The sequence below is a fragment of the Paucibacter hankyongi genome (assembly GCF_037482915.1).
Lineage (GTDB): Bacteria > Pseudomonadota > Gammaproteobacteria > Burkholderiales > Burkholderiaceae_C > Paucibacter_A > Paucibacter_A hankyongi.
Map to the genome: position 1 here is coordinate 188470 of NZ_JBBHJX010000001.1, position 15850 is coordinate 204319.

The window sequence follows — 15850 nt, forward strand, 5'->3', positions numbered from 1 at the left end:
CGCAAACAGTCCTTAATGACCGACTCGCTCGCGCAGCCCAATGACCAAGCCGGTCGGGCTGCGTTTGTGCCGCGCATTGACGATACAAGCCATGTGGACCCCAGAACGTCACGACAAGATCATTTCACTGCTGAATGAAAGACAACGCCTGACCACCGATGCCTTTGCGCTCGAGCTGGGCGTTTCCAAAGAGACGGTCCGGCGTGACCTGATCGAACTCGAGGCCCATGGCAAGCTCAGCCGCGTGCATGGTGGCGCCATCCCTTGCGCCCAGACCAGCGAAGCGCAAGCGGAAGCCAGCTACCAAGAACGCGTGCGCCAACAACAGCCCGAGAAGCAGGCCATTGCCCGCGCGGCGGCCAAGCTGATTCGCCCGGGCAGTTGCTGCTTTATCGATGCCGGCTCCACCACCCATGCATTGGCCCAGCAGCTGCTGCAATGCGGCCGCGAACTGCAGATCATCACCAATTCCGTTGAAATCGCGCGCACGCTGGCAGCCAGCCCGGAGATCGAAACGCATTTGCTCGGCGGCCAATTTCAGGCCGATGTGCCGGCCACCTCGGGTGACTTCACGCTCAGCGAGATCGCCCGCTATCACGCCGACTTTGCGCTGATCTCGCCAACGGCCTTGAACCCCGAACATGGCGCGCTCGACTACGCTTGGCACGAGGCCAATGTGGCGCGTGCGATGCTGGCTCGCTCACGCAGTTGTATCCTGCTGGCCGACGCTAGCAAGTTGGGCGCCAGCAGTCGGCTGCAGGTTTGCCCGGCCACCGCGATTGATGTGCTGGTCACCGACGACCGCGCCGAACCCGCCATGCTGGAGCGCCTGCGTAACGCCGGCGTCAAGCAGATGATTTGCGCGCCCGCCTAACACCGCACATCAGCGGAGCCGGCGAGCACGCCGGCAACGACGCTTACTGCGTCTCGACCGGTAGATTGGCGCCACGCCATTCCGGGAAGCCGCCGCGAAACCAATTCACTTTGGTATAGCCAGCCTTGACCGCGGCATGACTGGCCTTGAAGCTCTTCCAGCATTCCGGGCCATTGCAGGCGAAGACCAGCGCTGCGTTCTTGTCGGACGGCAGTTTGCTCAAGTCGAACTTGTCCTCGTCGGCCTTGAAGTCGGCTTCCTTGGCGCTCTTTTCCACATAGGGCACCAGCTTGGCCCCGGCCGCGTGGCCAGCCTTAAACTCGGCATCGTTGCGGGTGTCGATGTACTGCGCCCCCGACTTCATCAGTTGCGCCACCGCTGCGGCGTCGACCACCGTGGCGCCCGGCAGCATGCGCGGCGTGAAGTACCCCAGGGTCGACACATACTCAAACGCACCGGCCGCCACCGGCTGCAGCTTCAACCCAACGCTTGCCGACAAATTGCTGCCCAGCGCGGCGCGCAAGACCTCCGGCTGCAAGCTCGAACCTGGCTTCAGCGCCACCGCGATGCCCGGCACCACCTTGCTTTGCATCACCACCTTCAGTTGCTCGCCGGCAGCCTGCCAACGGTCGAAAACGGCACGCTCCACCGCCACCACATCGCAACGGCGAATCTGCAGGCAGACCAGCAGCGCATCTTGATAACGACTCTCGGTGACGGCACCAAAGTAGCGCTTGATGGTGCTGTTGCTGGCATTGACCTCACCGCGCAGCAGATAGGTCACGATGCTGTCTTGCAGCGGCAGCCCCAGGCGCTTGCCGGCTGCATCAGCCAAGCTGCTGACCGCGCTGTTGGCGGGCGCCACCAGCACTGCTTGCACCGGCTTTTCCAGGCTGCCAACCGGCACATAACCGTATCGCACCGCGCTGCCGATCACATGGGCAGGCGCCACAAACACATCATGCAGACGCGCGCGGGTCGCCCCAAGATCGGATGCGGCATCGGTGGACTGCATGACCTGCATGCCGGCCGCCCGCTCACGGCGCAGCGACTGTTCCACGGCCGTCTTCCAGACATTGAACACCGTGAAGCGCGATTGCTCGCCTTCATCGCCGGGGTTGACCAGCACGCTCAAGCCCTCGGCCTGCGCCGCACCAGGCATGAGCACCGCCAGCGCAGCCAGACTCAACAGCAGTCGAGCCCCGCAAACGCTCGGGCGCCAGTCACTCAAAGGCTGAGACTTTGTCAGTGAAACCCGGCGAGTTGCGGGGCGCGAGAAAGCGGTGGCGTCATCCATAGGCGCAGAGTCTAGGTCAAGCCACTGGCCTTGGCGCGCATGCAGCGGAAGGTCGTGAACTTCGTCACGCCAACGTGGTGCCAAGCGAAGGCCCGGATCCACCTGCTGGCACGGGCCGCCGACGAGGGCGGCACCACCGTCAATTCAAGCGCTGTCCTTCGGCTTAGCGCATGCCGGCTTGCACACCACTTCGGTGCGGCCCAGCACGCGCTTGGACTGCAGATTGCTCGGCGTGCGGTGCTTGCCGCATTTGAAGCAGGAGCGGGTGTGCCCGCTGCCCAAAAATGGTGACCCGCCCAATTTGGACTCGTAACGCAGGCCGTTGTCGCTGACGCTGGTGTAGGTGTCTTTGCTCATTGCCATCAATGGTTAGCCTTACCGACCCGCCACGCGAGGGGCGCAACAGATCCGGATGCCCTTTTGTGCTGCAAAGTCTTGCAGTCTCCTTACCCTCTGTTCAGATAGTAGGCGGCGAAACCAAGGTTTGGCTACCTCGCTTGCCCCAGGTTTTGTCACATTTGCTGTCAGACGACGCGCCGAATTAGGGGATTACCAGAGCCAATCCACCAAGTCGACGATGATTTCGAATGATTGCGACAATGGCGTGACATTCACGGCGAGTCCGCTCGCGCCACCCTGAGCCATGGCCAAACTATTTTTCCGTTACGCCGCAATGAACGCCGGCAAGTCCACCGCCCTGTTGCAGGTGGCGCATAACTACGAGGAGCGCGGACACCGGGTCCGCCTTTTCTCGGCCCAGGTCGATGACCGCTACGGCTTGGGGCAGATCACCTCACGACTGGGGCCGCAACGCGAGGCGGAGTTGTTCTCGGCCAACACCGATTTTCTGGCGCTGAACGCGGCGCAGCCCGGGGTGGCTTGTTTTCTGATCGATGAGGCGCAGTTCCTGGTCAAGTCGCAGGTCTGGGCCCTGCACGAGTTGGCCCATATGCACAATCTGCCGGTGATCTGCTACGGCCTGCGTACCGATTTCCAGGGCGAACTCTTCCCCGGATCGGCCAGCCTGCTGGCCCTGGCCGATGAAATGGACGAGATGAAGACCATCTGCGACTGCGGCCGCAAGGCGACGATGAATATGCGCGTCGACGCCAACAACCGCAAGGTCACCATCGGAGACCAGGTGGAAATCGGCGGCAACGCCCGCTACCGAGCGGTTTGCGGGCGCTGCTTCCGGCAGGTCTGAGTCTGATTCAAACGCAGACGGCCGAAATCCCAAGCATTGAATACGACAAGGCCGGGCGGCCTCGTGTCAAAGCGGAAGGCTCAGGGCTTGGCGAGTTGCTCGTCAAGTTCCTTGCAACTCGGTGCACACACCGGCTGCGACTTACCCAACAACTTCTTTGATTTGAGCATCGCGCGAGGGCGGTGCTTGCCGCACAAAAAGCACGACATGGTCGCTGCCCCAAAAGAAGAGGTTGCCGCGAACGGCGAACCCGGTGCTTTAGAGCGGTAACGCAGACCATCGGCTTCGATGGTCGTTTTAGTACTGTCCTTGGCCACGTCGGTCCCGATACTGAGTTAGTGAGAGCTCGCCTCGTGCTCCAAGTGCAATCTGACTCGATTGAACCCGGCGCCGGCTTGGCGAATGCGCTATTTTCCTCTATTTGGAGCGCTTGCTCTCACAAGCCGCGTACTTGACACCCTGAGAGCGAGGGAGGGGATTCCCCTATTTCCAGTCGCCAAGACCACAAACTCGCCCCAAAACCGCAATTTGAGAGCGACTCAAGCGCCAACAAAACGCGGTGGTCGGCGGGCCTGCCAGGCGGCCACGCCTTCGGCCAAGTCGTCGGAGGCATTGGCCCGCGCCAGGTCCTGTTGCAAAGCGGGCACATCCAGCGCACCGCGTGCAATCGCATTCAGGTGGCGTTTCATGCCCAGCAGCGCCAGCGGCGCCATGCCCAGCAGTTCGGCCAGCCAGGCCTCGGTGGCCCGGTCCAGTGCCGCACCGTCTTCCAACAACTGATCCAAGAAGCCGGATTCATGCATCTGCTGCGCGTCCAGGGTGGCGCCGGCCAGCAGCACCCGCTTGGCCCATTGCAAGCCCAGCCGCGTCACATAGCGCTCCAGGCCGCCGCGGTAGAAATGCAAGCCCAACCGAGCCGCCGGTACAAACATCTCGCAAGCACGCGTGCCCAAACGGAAGTCGCAGGCCAAGGCCAGATCGGTGGCGCCGCCATACACACCGCCTTGAATACGGGCCACCGTGATCGGGCGGGCGGCCTCCCAAGCATTGGCCAGCGATTCGAACAAGGCGCCGGCATCGACACCCGGCACCGAGTCGATATTGAAGCCGCTGCAGAAATGCTTGCCCTCGCCGCTGAGCAGCAAGACCCTGACCGCCGGGTCTTGATTGACCTGGGCCAGTTGCTCTTGCAGGGTCTGCAAATCAAGCAACTCCAGTCGATTGGCCAAGCGCGGCCGCCGCAGGGTGATACGGGCCAAGGCGCCGTCAATGTGAAGCAAAGGAGCAAGACCGGGCATGACAAGAACTCGAAGAAAGCTTGTCATGCAGTCTAGTCGCGCGCCGCACTCGCCCTGCCAGCAAGAGCAAGCGCGAGGGCGATCCCGAGCAAATTCGACCAGCCGGTCGAATAAAGCCGCACTTTGTCAATGCGGCAAGCCCCCGGCAGGCCAACACGATAGTTTTTAGTAGAGTGAATCGCGACACCACCCTCTTTGTGAAAGCCCGGCTCTCCATGGACCTTTCGATCGCCAGCATCCTGATGCTCGACGGCCTCACCAACGGGGCGATCTACGCCCTGCTGGCCCTGGCCACCGTGCTCGTGTTTGCCGTCACCCGCGTGATCTTCATCCCACAGGGCGAGTTCGTCGCCTTCGGTGCGTTGACATTGGCCGGCCTGCAACTCGGCCAGACGCCGGGGACGATCCCTTTCTTACTGGCGATGGCGGTCTTGGTCGCGCTGCTCGATCTGGTGGCCGGCTGGCGCGCAGGCCAGGCGATAGCGCCGCTGCTGGCCAACGCGCTGCGTGCGGCGACGCCGCCTGTGGCCATCGGCCTGCTGGCCCTGTGGGCAGCGCCGCAGCACTTGCCCTTGCTGGCGCAGGTGATGCTGACGCTGGCGCTCGTCACCGCCATGGGGCCGTTGGTCTACCGCCTGGCCTACCAGTCGCTGGCCGACGCCTCGGTGCTGGTCTTGCTGATTGTTTCGGTCGGCGTGCATCTGAGCCTGACCGGCCTGGGCCTGCTGTTTTTCGGCGCCGAGGGCTCGCGCAACCCGAGTTTCTGGGATGCCTCGTTCTCGCTCGGCCCCTTGATGCTGTCGGGCCAGACCCTGATCATCCTGCTCGCTTCCCTGGCCTTGATCGTGATGCTGTGGCTGTTCTTTGAGCGCAGCCTGTATGGCAAGGCCTTGCGCGCCACCGCGGTGAACCGCTTGGGCGCGCGACTGATGGGCATCTCCAGCACCTCGGCCGGCAAGCTCTCCTTCACGATGGCGGCCTTCATTGGCGCCTTGTCGGGCGTGTTGATCAGCCCGACGACGACGATTTTTTACGACAGCGGCTTCCTGATCGGCCTGAAAGGCTTTGTGGCCGCCGTCTTTGCCGGCTTGGCCAGCTACCCCGGCGCTGCGCTCGGCGCGGTGCTGGTCGGGCTGCTGGAATCGTTCAGCAGCTTCTGGGCCAGCGCCTTCAAGGAGGTGATCGTGTTCACCTCCATCTTGCCGGTGCTGCTGTGGCGCTCGCTGCGCGATCCCCATACAGAGGAGCACTGAGCCATGCGCGCCCTGACACCCTTTCTCCCCTGGGCCGGCGCGGCCCTGCTGTTCAGCCTGCCGCTTTTGCCGGTGCCCGAGTTCTGGATCACCCAGCTGAACTACATCGGCATGTTTGCCCTGGTCAGTCTGGGCCTGGTGCTGCTGACCGGCATCGGCGGCCTGACCTCTTTTGGCCAAGCCGCTTTTGTCGGCCTGGGCGCCTACAGCAGCGCCTTGCTGAGCACGCAATTCGGCCTCTCGCCCTGGCTGGGTCTGGCGGCCGGCCTGGCCCTCACCTGCGCCACCGCCCTGCTCTTGGCCTTGCTGACCTTGCGCATGTCGGGCCATTACCTGCCACTGGCCACCATTGCCTGGGCCTTGAGCCTGAACTACACGATGGCCAATATGGAGACGCTGGGCAAGTACGACGGCATTCTCGGCATTCCGCCGATTCAGTTGCTGGGCTGGAGCTTGCAAGATGGCAGGGCCATTTACTACCTGATCTGGATCATTGCGCTGCTGGCCGCCTTGGGGGTGCGCAACCTGCTGGACTCGCGCCCGGGCCGCGCCATCCGCGCGCTGAATGGCGCCACCACCATGGCCGAAGCCATGGGCGTCTCGACCTTCCGCTACAAGGTCATCATCTTCGTGCTGGCAGCCCTGCTGGCCTCGACCTCCGGCTGGCTGTTTGCGCATGTGCAGCGCACCGTCAACCCCAGCCCCTTCGCCTTGAAGATGGGCATCGAGTACCTGTTCATGGCGGTGATTGGCGGTGTCGCTACCGTTTGGGGTGCCTTCGTTGGCGCCGGCATCTTCAAGCTGATCGAGGACCAACTGAAGGAGGTGCTGCCGCGCCTCTTGGGCAGCAACGGCAACTTCGAAATCATCGTGCTCGGCATTGTGTTGGTGCTGATGCTGAAGTACGCCCCCAAGGGGCTGTGGCCGCAGGCCCAAGCCTTGTTGGCGCGCTGGTTTGAAACCAAGCCACGCGAGCGCAACTGGGCGGGCGCTGCCGCGCTGGTGTCGCGCGCCAAGCCGGTGCGCGGCGACTTGCTGCTGGAGGTGGACAAGCTACGCAAACAGTTTGGCGGTCTGGTGGCGGTCAATGATGTGAGCTTTCAGATCCACGCCGGCGAGATCATGGGCCTGATCGGCCCGAACGGCGCCGGCAAGTCGACCACCTTCAATCTGATCACCGGCGTCCTGCCCTTGAGCGCGGGTTCAGTCAAGTTCCGTGGCCAAGCGGTCGGCGGCCTGCCCTCGCGCGAGATTGCACGGCGCGGCATGTCGCGCACCTTCCAGCACGTGAAGGCCATCGCCGATATGACGGTGCTGGAGAACGTCGCCCTGGGCGCTTATCTGCGCAGCAATTGCGACAGCTTGCGCGCGATGCTGCGGCTCAATCGCGAAGAAGAGAAAAGCCTGTTCGCCGAGGCCGAGGCGCAGCTGCGTCGTATCGGCATGGCCGAGCAAATGCACGAGTTGGCCGGCAATCTGGCCCTGGGCCCGCAGCGGCTGATGGAGATTGCCCGCGCCCTCTGCACCGACCCCGCCCTGCTGCTGCTGGACGAACCGGCCGCCGGCCTGCGCCACAAGGAGAAAGAGGCGCTTGGCCAGGTCCTGCGCCAGCTTCGCCAAGAGGGCCTGAGCGTGCTGCTGGTTGAGCACGATATGGAGTTCGTGATGGGCCTGACCGACCGCATCGTGGTGATGGAGTTCGGCACCAAATTGATCGAAGGGCCACCCGAAGTCGTGCAAGCCAGCCCCGAGGTGCGGGCCGCCTACCTTGGCACGGAGCATTGAAAAAAACCATGAGCGAACACAGCCAAGATGATTTGTTGAAGGTCGAAGACCTGCACGCCGGCTATGGCCGCGCCGAGGTGCTCAGCGGCCTGAGCCTGCGCTTGCCGCAAGGCTCGGTGGTGACGGTGATCGGCCCCAACGGGGCCGGCAAGAGCACCACGCTGAATGCCTTGATGGGTGTGCTGCCGGCCAAGGGTCAGGTCTTGCTGGGTGGCGAAAACATCGCCAGCCTGGGCCTGGAAGAACGCGTCATGAAGGGCCTGGCCCTGGTGCCGGAAAAACGCGAGTTGTTCACCACCATGAGCGTGGCCGACAACCTGCTGCTGGGCGGCTACCGACCGATGCGCCTGGGCCAGCGCGACTGGCGTGAAGAGCTTGAGCGGGTCTACGCTCTGTTCCCGCGCCTGAGGGAGCGGCGCGAGCAACTCGCCGGCACCTTGTCCGGCGGCGAGCGCCAGATGCTGGCGGTGGGCCGTGCGCTGATGACCCGGCCGCGGGTGCTGATGTTGGACGAACCCAGCCTGGGCCTGGCCCCGCTGATCGTGCGCGAGATTTTTCGCATCGTCGCGCGCCTGCGCGACACCGGCGTGTCCATCTTGTTGATCGAGCAGAACGCCCGGGCTGCGCTGGAGGTGGCCGACTACGGCTATGTGATGGAAACCGGCAGCATCGGCCTACAAGGCCCGGCAGCCGAGCTGGCACGTGACCCGCGGGTCATCGACACCTACTTGGGCGCCGGCAAGAAGAATCAAAACGACTGAGGGCGCTTCGAGAAGGTTTGCGCGCCCCGCAATCGCCGCCCTTCATCAGGCCGCCAACTTAACCGGTTTGTAGCTGAAGCTGGCGCGGATGATGCCGTGGTCATTGCTGCCATCGGCCTTGTGATTGTCGAAGTTCAGGTGGTCGTTGTTAATGGCCAAGCCGTCGAACAACCATTGGCGCTTGCGGCTGTGGTCGTAGAACTGCTCGCTCACCAGGATGTGATCGAGCGACTCGCGCACATCCTGGTGCACATGGGTGTAGTAGACGTCGCGGGTGTCCCGGTACTCCTGCAGGGTTTGCGCGGTGTAGAGCGCCACATCGCTGCCACCCAAACTGTCACCGACCAGATACTGCGGCTGCTCGGTCAGCACATTGGCGGTGTTACTGTGCTGCGCGTCATTGATGTCCCCCAGCACGATCACCGGCGTGTCGTTACCTTTCATCTGCTCGGTCAGCAGCATGCGCAAAGCAGCCGCTTCCGCCGTGCGCCGGATGGTGGAGAGCGCCGAGCCCAAGGCGACCGCGTGGGGTGCGTAGCTGGCCTTGTCGGCCTTGAACCAAGCCTCGTTGAAAACCTGCGTCGGCCCCTTGGATTTGAAGTGGCAGACATACACATGCACCAAGGGCAACTTGTCGCGCAGCCTGACGGTGAAGTGCAGCACCGGGCGCGAAAAACCGGTGATGCTGACGTCGATGTGCGGCGTTTGCGGGTCATCGCCGCCGGAGTGCAATCTGAACTTGGGCGGAAAGTGGCTGATCCATTCGGGGTCGCCCACCAGCAGGCCCTTCTTCACCAGCGCGGCGCTGACGATCTGCGTGCCGGTGGCGTTGGCCGGCAGCAGCAGGTCGAGCTCGGCGCTCTGCCCCGCCGCCTCCACCGCGTGCTTCAGCGCATCGCCATGCCAAAGCTCCTGAAAGCCAAAAATATCGGACTTCAAGATGCTTAGCTGTCGCGCCGTCCAGGCGATCTTCAGTTCGTACTCCGCCTGCGTCCAGCCATTGCGATCGGTGTAGATCGGCCGCCCCGGCAGATTCAGGTTGTACAGATTGAAGGTCGCAACGGAGAACTGTCTCAGATTCATGCGCGGCTCCTGAGGGGAATGCAGCGCGTCATCTGAAACGATGCGGGCGCCTGCCGCCATCCCTTACTTCATAGCGTTGGGCAAAGGCTTGGCGCTACGCCTCAGGGGCAAGCCTCACCCAGCAAGCGCACCAAGGCGGTCTGCCCGCGCCGCGTAATGCGCAGCGCCCGGCTGTCCAACTCACCCTCCAGCCATTGCCGCTGCAACATCAACTGCAAGCACGCAGCGCCCAGCGCGCCACCCAGATGCGGGCTGCGCACACTCCAATCCATGCATGCGCAGGCCAGCCTGCGGCGGCGCTTGCTGGCCGCTAGCGCATCCATGTCCAAACCCAGCTGGGCAAAGGCGTCGCGGCCAACTTCGCTGAGTCTGTAGGCCCGCGCTTGATCGGCATCCTCCTGCAACCAGGCATGGCGAAGGGCATGGTCATGCAATCGCACCGCCCAGTCACCCGCCAGGTGGTCATAGCAACGGCGCGCTTCACGCAGATGCCTGGGCGTACTGGGCTCAAAAGGCTTGACGGCCACGGCGGAGCGGCCGGCCAACACCAGCAGCGCCTCCAAGGCCGCGGCCACTTCGGCATCGGCCAAGCGGAAGTAGCGGTGCCGCCCCTGAGCCAAACACAGCAGCAGGCCGGCACTGACCAGACGCTGTAGATGGGTGCTCGCGGTCGAGGTGGCGACCTCCGCCACGGCGGCCAACTCGGTGGCCGTGCGTGCATGGCCGTCCATCAGGCAGCACAGCATCCGTGCCCGAGCGGGCTCGGCCATGCTTTGGGCAATTGCGGCCAAAGCCGCATCAGCAAACCGCTGTTTGTCTTCCATATTTCGATGCTACCCGAAGCATGGACGCGGGCCGCCCCCGACACTTGCGGCCATGACCTGCCCTCACGCATCCCTCCACGCCCTGAACGTCCTAAACGCCGCGCAGACTGCTGACGCAGCGGCGATGCAGGCCTTTTATGAACATTTGCACGGCCAAACGCGGCTAAGCCATGAACCAGACTTGGGGCTTCGCTTGGCCGGCGCCCCGGAGTTGGCGCGCGCAGCGCTGCAGCACCGCGACCTGGGCCCGCGGCCGCCGGGGCAAGCCGTGCCTGCCACCCTGGAGGGCGGCACTATCGGCAGCGTCTTTGCGCAATGGCTGCGCATGCGCGACGATGCCGACCATGCGCGCGAAAAGACGGCCCTGCAGGCCGCACTGGACCAGTTGGAGCAGGATGTCGACCTGCTCGAGTCCTGCTCGCGCCAGCAGGCCCGGCTGGCGCTGAGCCTCGGCTGGCGCCACTGGCAATGGGCCAGCTTGCCCGCCAGCCTCGCCCAACTGCTGGGCCTGCAGATGCAAGATGCCGCCGCGCAGCAACTGCTGCTGCAACGCCTGCACGCCATCGCACTGGCACTGCGACCACAGGCCGAACCATCGACGGTGCAGGCAGCCAGCGATGCGTGCCTCGCCTTGGTAGAGGCCTTAGGTAAACACGGGCCGGCCCCCTTGTGGAGCGCCTTGAAGGCACAGGCCGCGGTGATCGCTGCGCCGCAGGCGCAGGCCCTGGGTTTGCTGTGGCAAAGCTATGAAGCAGGCGCCGGGATGTTGGGGCAGGCCTTGCTGGCGTCAAGCCAAGTCGGCGAACAAGACGAGACATTCGACGGTTCGGACCTGATGGCCGAGCTGGCGCGCGCGCCCGGCGCGATCCATCACACCCGCCGCTGGGCGCAGCGCGACTGCGAGTTCGCCGGCGCAAGTATGCGCGCCGGGGACGCCGTGCTGGTCTTGTTAACAGGCGCGCAGCCAAGGCTCGCCTTCGGCCATGGGCGGCATCAATGCCCGGGGGAAAACCTGGCACTGCGCATCGGCTCATGGGCCCTGCTGGAAGCGCGAACCGCCCGAGCAACAGCCGCCCCGCTTTTCGCGCCCCCGACCCTGCTCGGTTTTGAAGCCCTACCGAATGCACGCATTCCGGTTTTCGCGCCCGCAACGGCCAGCACCGCAACCCAGCAAAAGCCATGATCGCCGTCATCTTTGAAGTCGAACCTCGCGCCGGCCAATCGGCCCACTACCTGGAGCTGGCCGCAGAACTGCGCCCGCTGCTCGAGCAGATCGACGGATTCATCAGCATCGAGCGCTTCGGCAGCCTGAGCACACCGGGCAAGTTCTTGTCACTCTCGTTTTGGCGCGATGAGGCGGCCGTGCAGGCTTGGCGCAATCTGGAGGCACACCGCAATACCCAAGCGCTGGGCCGCAGCCAGGTGTTTGCCGACTACCGCCTGCGCGTGGCCGAGGTCCAGCGTGACTACGGTTTGCACGCGCGAGAACAAGCGCCCGACGACAGCCGTCGGGCGCACGGTTCACCCGAAGCCTGAGGCCGAGGGCTGGGTCAGCCCTGCTACCCTTTACCTTCACAGAGGAGAGCGCAATGCAAGTCAAATGGATCCCCCTGCTGGCACTGGCTTGGCCGGGCCTCGGGATGGCGGCGGATGCGGTGGGCGAAGTCGACACCGTGTTCAAGCTGATCGGCCCGGACCACAAAATCGTCGTCGACGCCTATGACGACCCCAAAGTTGCCGGGGTGAGCTGCTATGTGTCGCGGGCCAAGACCGGCGGCATCAAGGGCGGGCTGGGGCTGGCCGAGGACAAATCGGAGGCCTCGATCGCCTGTCGACAAACCGGGCCGCTGAGCTTTGCCAAGCCCTTGCCGCGCCAGGAAGAAGTGTTCAATGAACGCGCCTCCTTGATCTTCAAAAAACTGCGCGTCGTGCGCATGGTCGACATCAAGCGCAACACCTTGGTGTATCTGAGCTATTCAGACCGGCTGATCGAAGGCTCGCCCCAAAACAGCGTGTCCGCCGTGCCGGTCGATCGCAGCCTGACTATTCCGCTCAAGTAAGCAGCCCCACGCAGGCGGGATCTTCGCAGCCCAGGCTCTTGTAAGCGGGGCCGGCTTCCTCTACGCTGGGGGTCGCCGCCGGGCCGTTGGGGTGGCCGAGGTTCAGGTGTCCACACAGCCAGGAACAGCCAAGGAGCGAGCCATCATGCCCAACTCGAGCGACAGCATGCGCGATACCCCAGCCAACCGCGCGCCGATGGCCCCGGCCGCCAGCATGGCCGCCATACGCAGCCTGGCCCTGGTGGGCCCGGCCGGTGCGGGCAAAACGCAGTTGCTGGAGGCCTTGCTGCAACGAGCTGGCTGCATCAGCATGGCCGGCAGCATCGAGCGCGGCAACACGGTCAGCGACCATGATCCGCTGGAGCGCAAGCTGCAGCATTCGCTTTACACATCGCTGGTGCATATGGAGCACCAGGGCCTGCGCATTCACGCCGTTGACACCCCCGGCGCCCCGGACTTCATTGGCCAATCACTGCCGGCGCTGGAGGCGGTGGACACCGCCATATTGGTCATCAACGCGCAAAACGGGCTGGAGATGATGGCCGGCCGCATGCTGGAAGCGGCCGCGCAGCGCGGCCTGTGCCGACTGATCGTGATCAACAAGATCGACGCACCGGACCTGGATTTGCCCGCGCTATTGGAGCAAGTGCGAAGCGCCTTCGGGCGCGAATGCTTGCCCCTGAATTTGCCGGCCCAAGGCGGCAGCAAGGTGCTGGACTGTTTCTACAACATCATTGGGCAAGCCGATTTCTCCTCGGTGGGGCAAGCTCACCAAGCCTTGGTCGAGCAGGTTGTGGAGGTGGATGCCGCCTTTGTGGAGCGTTATCTGAGCGAAGGCGATGTCGACCCGCGCGAACTGCATGCGCCGCTGGAGCAGGCCTTGCGCGAGGGCCACTTGATTCCTGTCTGCTTCACCTCGGCGCGCAGCGGCGCCGGTGTGGCCGAATTGCTGGATGTGATCGAACGGCTGTTGCCGAATCCGGCCGAAGGCAATCCACCGCAATTCCTTCGCGGCGAAGGCGCGGACGCGCAGCCATTGCAAGCACTGCCCGACCCCTCGGCCCATGTGCTGGCGCATGTCTTCAAGATCAACAGCGACCCCTATTTGGGCAAGATGGGCCTGCTGCGGGTGCACCAGGGCACGCTGAACCGCAACAGCCAACTCTTCATCGGCCATGCGCGCAAGCCTTTCCGGGTCGGCCATCTGTTCATGCTGCAAGGGGCCAAGCATGTCGAGGTGGAGCAAGCCTTGCCGGGCGATCTGTGCGCCATCGCCAAGATCGAGGACCTGCACTACGACGCGGTGCTGCATGACGCGCCCGAGGACGAGCATATTCACCTCGCCCCACTGAATTTTCCCGTGCCTGTACACGGTCTGGCGATCAGCCCGGCACGTCACGGCGACGAGCAGCGCCTGTGGGAAATCCTCGGCCGCCTGGTGGACGAGGACCCTTGCCTGCGCATCGAAAACAGCACCCAGACCCAGGAAACCGTCATCTACGGCCTGGGTGAGTTGCATTTGCGCATGCTGATGGAGCGGCTGCGCGAGAACTACAAATTCGAAGTGTTGACTCAACCGCCACGGGTGGCCTACCGCGAGACGATCTCGTCCGCGGCCGAGGGCCATTACCGGCACAAAAAGCAAAGCGGTGGCGCCGGCCAATTCGGCGAGGTATATCTACGCGTGGAGCCACTGCCGCGCGGCCAGGGCATTGAGTTCGTTGACGCGGTCAAGGGCGGGACGATCCCCTCGCAATTCATGCCCGCGGTGGAAAAAGGCGTGCGCGCCGCGCTCGATCGCGGGGTGGTGGCGGGCTACCCCTTGATCGATCTGCGCGTGACCGTGTTCGATGGCAAGCACCATTCGGTCGACAGCAAGGAAATCGCCTTCGTCACCGCCGGCCAACGCGCGCTGATCGCGGCCGTCAAAGAGGCACGCCCACTGGTGCTGGAACCGCTGGTGCACATCGACATCAGCGCCCCGGACAGCGCCGTTGGCGACATCACCGGCGACCTGGCGGCACGGCGCGGCCAAGTCAATGGCACCAACACCGCCCTCCCCGGCACGCTCATCGTGCAGGGCCTGGCGCCGCTGGCCGAATTGACCAGCTACCAGACGCGCTTGAACGCAATGACCAGCGGGCAAGGGCGCTACACCATCTTGACGTCGCACTACGAGGCCGTGCCCCCGAACACCCAGAGCCAGTTGATGGCCGCCTACAAGGCGGCTGACGAAGACCAGTAGTTGCGCATACTGGGGCCTGTGATCACGCCAGAGCCTCGCCCGATCTTTTGATGATCGTTTCTTTATCAAGGCGCACCCTGACTTGGCGACTTGAGCGAGGCCATGCCAGCTCTCCCTGACTTGCCCTACAGGCGGAATTGCCGATGAGCCCCCGGATATCGAGCGCCAGAATCAGGTTCCTGGAGCCAGATCAAAGCTCTGCGGATCAACGGAGCTTTATCATACGCAGATGTTATCCGCGCCCCTGGACGTCGCGCAGGTCCGTTTGGACAATGCGCTACTCCTGTTCGAAGAATTCGTCACCGCCACCGTCAAGCACCCCGATGCAGCCACGCTGCGTGGGCTGGAGCGGCGTTTTGCTGAGCGGCTGCAAATCCAACCCAGCTACTGGAGCCAGATCAAGGGTCGCTCGCGCCAGATCGGCGAGCGCTTGGCGCGCCAGTTTGAACAGTTGTGCCACAAGCCCGCCGGCTGGATGGATCAGCCTCAGCAACCGCTCGCAGGCAAGGCGGGGACCAAGGCCCTCCCCGGCACCAGCGCCGAGCAAGACAGCGCTCCCAGCGTGCCGCAAGATGACGACGAGCGCTTCATCGTCGGGCTGGTCCTGACCTATTACCGGCGCCATCCGCAACGCGCCCGCACCCGTTTGCTCGATTTGCTGGGCGAAGTGCTGACCCCGACGACGGCTGCCGCCGCGCCACCGCCGGTACAGAACAAGCCCAGCGCCAATCTGACGAAGAGTGCACCCAAAGTGGCGGCACCGGCCTCCCCGGCCAACTCCGGCGGAGCCGCCGAGTTGGACGAGTGGCGGCGCCTGCAACAAGGCATTGCGCCCTTGAAACCCAAGAAACGGTAACCCCCTAGTTTCTTTATCATTTTTTGATAAAAGCACTTGCGCAAGATAAACAATCGTTTATCATTTGCACAAGTTGCGGCGTTCAAGCACGCAACGAGCCCCGCCCCATCAACGCCTAAACCGGGCGCCGCCGCTGTGACTACGCCATCAGGCGCCTGTGCAGCCGGCCCAGCTCCCACCCGACCCAGCTCCGCCGGGTCACACCCAAAAGTCGCAGCCCGCACGCCAGCCCGTTCTTCGGCCAGGTAAGCAGCTGCATGTCAGCAAGGGCCGCCCCAGAGGGCCCCAACGAGTCCCCGCACGCGGTTGA

General features: G+C 64.0%; 16 protein-coding genes. 10 read left to right on the forward strand and 6 right to left on the reverse strand.

The features are described from left to right. The first annotated feature begins 91 nt into the window (after positions 1-91). Positions 92-874: a DeoR/GlpR family DNA-binding transcription regulator gene (locus tag WG899_RS00795; RefSeq protein ID WP_339593718.1), complete on the forward strand. Its 783-nt coding sequence runs from the start codon at positions 92-94 to the stop codon at positions 872-874. A gap of 43 nt (positions 875-917) precedes the next feature. Here the strand turns inward: WG899_RS00795 and WG899_RS00800 are convergent, their stop codons facing one another. Continuing rightward, positions 918-2105, reverse strand: coding sequence for a rhodanese-like domain-containing protein (locus WG899_RS00800; RefSeq protein WP_339593719.1), 1188 nt, complete (start codon positions 2103-2105; stop codon positions 918-920). A gap of 210 nt (positions 2106-2315) precedes the next feature. After that, on the reverse strand, positions 2316-2534 hold the full coding sequence (locus WG899_RS00805) for a hypothetical protein (protein ID WP_339593720.1): 219 nt from the start codon (positions 2532-2534) through the stop codon (positions 2316-2318). A 280-nt stretch (positions 2535-2814) separates the two neighbouring features. Here WG899_RS00805 and WG899_RS00810 point away from each other — a divergent pair, with 280 nt between their 5' ends. After that, entirely contained in the window at positions 2815-3375 is a 561-nt protein-coding gene (locus WG899_RS00810; RefSeq protein ID WP_339593721.1) for a thymidine kinase, read from the forward strand. Between the two features lie 80 nt (positions 3376-3455). Here the strand turns inward: WG899_RS00810 and WG899_RS00815 are convergent, their stop codons facing one another. Continuing rightward, complete coding sequence (locus WG899_RS00815) at positions 3456-3692, reverse strand: hypothetical protein (protein ID WP_124454629.1); 237 nt, start codon at positions 3690-3692, stop codon at positions 3456-3458. A 222-nt stretch (positions 3693-3914) separates the two neighbouring features. Then, positions 3915-4673, reverse strand: a complete 759-nt coding sequence (locus WG899_RS00820) for an enoyl-CoA hydratase/isomerase family protein (protein WP_339593722.1) — start codon at positions 4671-4673, stop codon at positions 3915-3917. 215 nt (positions 4674-4888) lie between these two features. Here WG899_RS00820 and WG899_RS00825 point away from each other — a divergent pair, with 215 nt between their 5' ends. From WG899_RS00825 to WG899_RS00835, 3 genes are read left to right on the forward strand one after another with little or no spacing between them, the layout of a single operon-like run. Beyond that, on the forward strand, positions 4889-5926 hold the full coding sequence (locus WG899_RS00825; protein ID WP_339593723.1) for a branched-chain amino acid ABC transporter permease: 1038 nt from the start codon (positions 4889-4891) through the stop codon (positions 5924-5926). Between the two features lie 3 nt (positions 5927-5929). Continuing rightward, positions 5930-7711 (forward strand): branched-chain amino acid ABC transporter ATP-binding protein/permease, encoded by a 1782-nt coding sequence (locus WG899_RS00830; protein ID WP_339593724.1) that lies wholly within the window; start codon positions 5930-5932, stop codon positions 7709-7711. A gap of 8 nt (positions 7712-7719) precedes the next feature. Continuing rightward, entirely contained in the window at positions 7720-8472 is a 753-nt protein-coding gene (locus WG899_RS00835) for an ABC transporter ATP-binding protein (RefSeq protein ID WP_339593725.1), read from the forward strand. A gap of 45 nt (positions 8473-8517) precedes the next feature. On the opposite strand, the gene WG899_RS00840 is transcribed toward WG899_RS00835, so the two are convergent. Together WG899_RS00840 and WG899_RS00845 are read right to left on the reverse strand one after the other, a co-directional pair. Then, a complete protein-coding gene (locus WG899_RS00840; RefSeq protein ID WP_339593726.1) occupies positions 8518-9555 on the reverse strand; it encodes an endonuclease/exonuclease/phosphatase family protein in 1038 nt (345 codons plus the stop codon). A gap of 101 nt (positions 9556-9656) precedes the next feature. Beyond that, on the reverse strand, positions 9657-10379 hold the full coding sequence (locus tag WG899_RS00845) for an ArsR/SmtB family transcription factor (RefSeq protein ID WP_339593727.1): 723 nt from the start codon (positions 10377-10379) through the stop codon (positions 9657-9659). Between the two features lie 52 nt (positions 10380-10431). Here WG899_RS00845 and WG899_RS00850 point away from each other — a divergent pair, with 52 nt between their 5' ends. The 5 genes from WG899_RS00850 (at position 10432) to WG899_RS00870 (ending at position 15540) form a co-directional block, all read left to right on the forward strand. Next, the gene (locus tag WG899_RS00850; protein ID WP_339593728.1) at positions 10432-11562 is read left to right on the forward strand and encodes a cytochrome P450 family protein; all 1131 of its coding nucleotides are present in this window, start codon (positions 10432-10434) and stop codon (positions 11560-11562) included. Next, positions 11559-11915: an antibiotic biosynthesis monooxygenase family protein gene (locus tag WG899_RS00855; RefSeq protein ID WP_339593729.1), complete on the forward strand. Its 357-nt coding sequence runs from the start codon at positions 11559-11561 to the stop codon at positions 11913-11915. Before WG899_RS00850 ends, WG899_RS00855 begins: the two co-directional genes overlap by 4 nt. 53 nt (positions 11916-11968) lie before the next feature. Continuing rightward, positions 11969-12439, forward strand: a complete 471-nt coding sequence (locus WG899_RS00860) for a CreA family protein (RefSeq protein WP_339593730.1) — start codon at positions 11969-11971, stop codon at positions 12437-12439. Between the two features lie 145 nt (positions 12440-12584). Further along, on the forward strand, positions 12585-14684 hold the full coding sequence (gene fusA / locus WG899_RS00865; protein WP_339593731.1) for an elongation factor G: 2100 nt from the start codon (positions 12585-12587) through the stop codon (positions 14682-14684). A gap of 229 nt (positions 14685-14913) precedes the next feature. Next, complete coding sequence (locus tag WG899_RS00870) at positions 14914-15540, forward strand: hypothetical protein (protein ID WP_339593732.1); 627 nt, start codon at positions 14914-14916, stop codon at positions 15538-15540. Positions 15541-15850 lie beyond the last annotated feature (310 nt).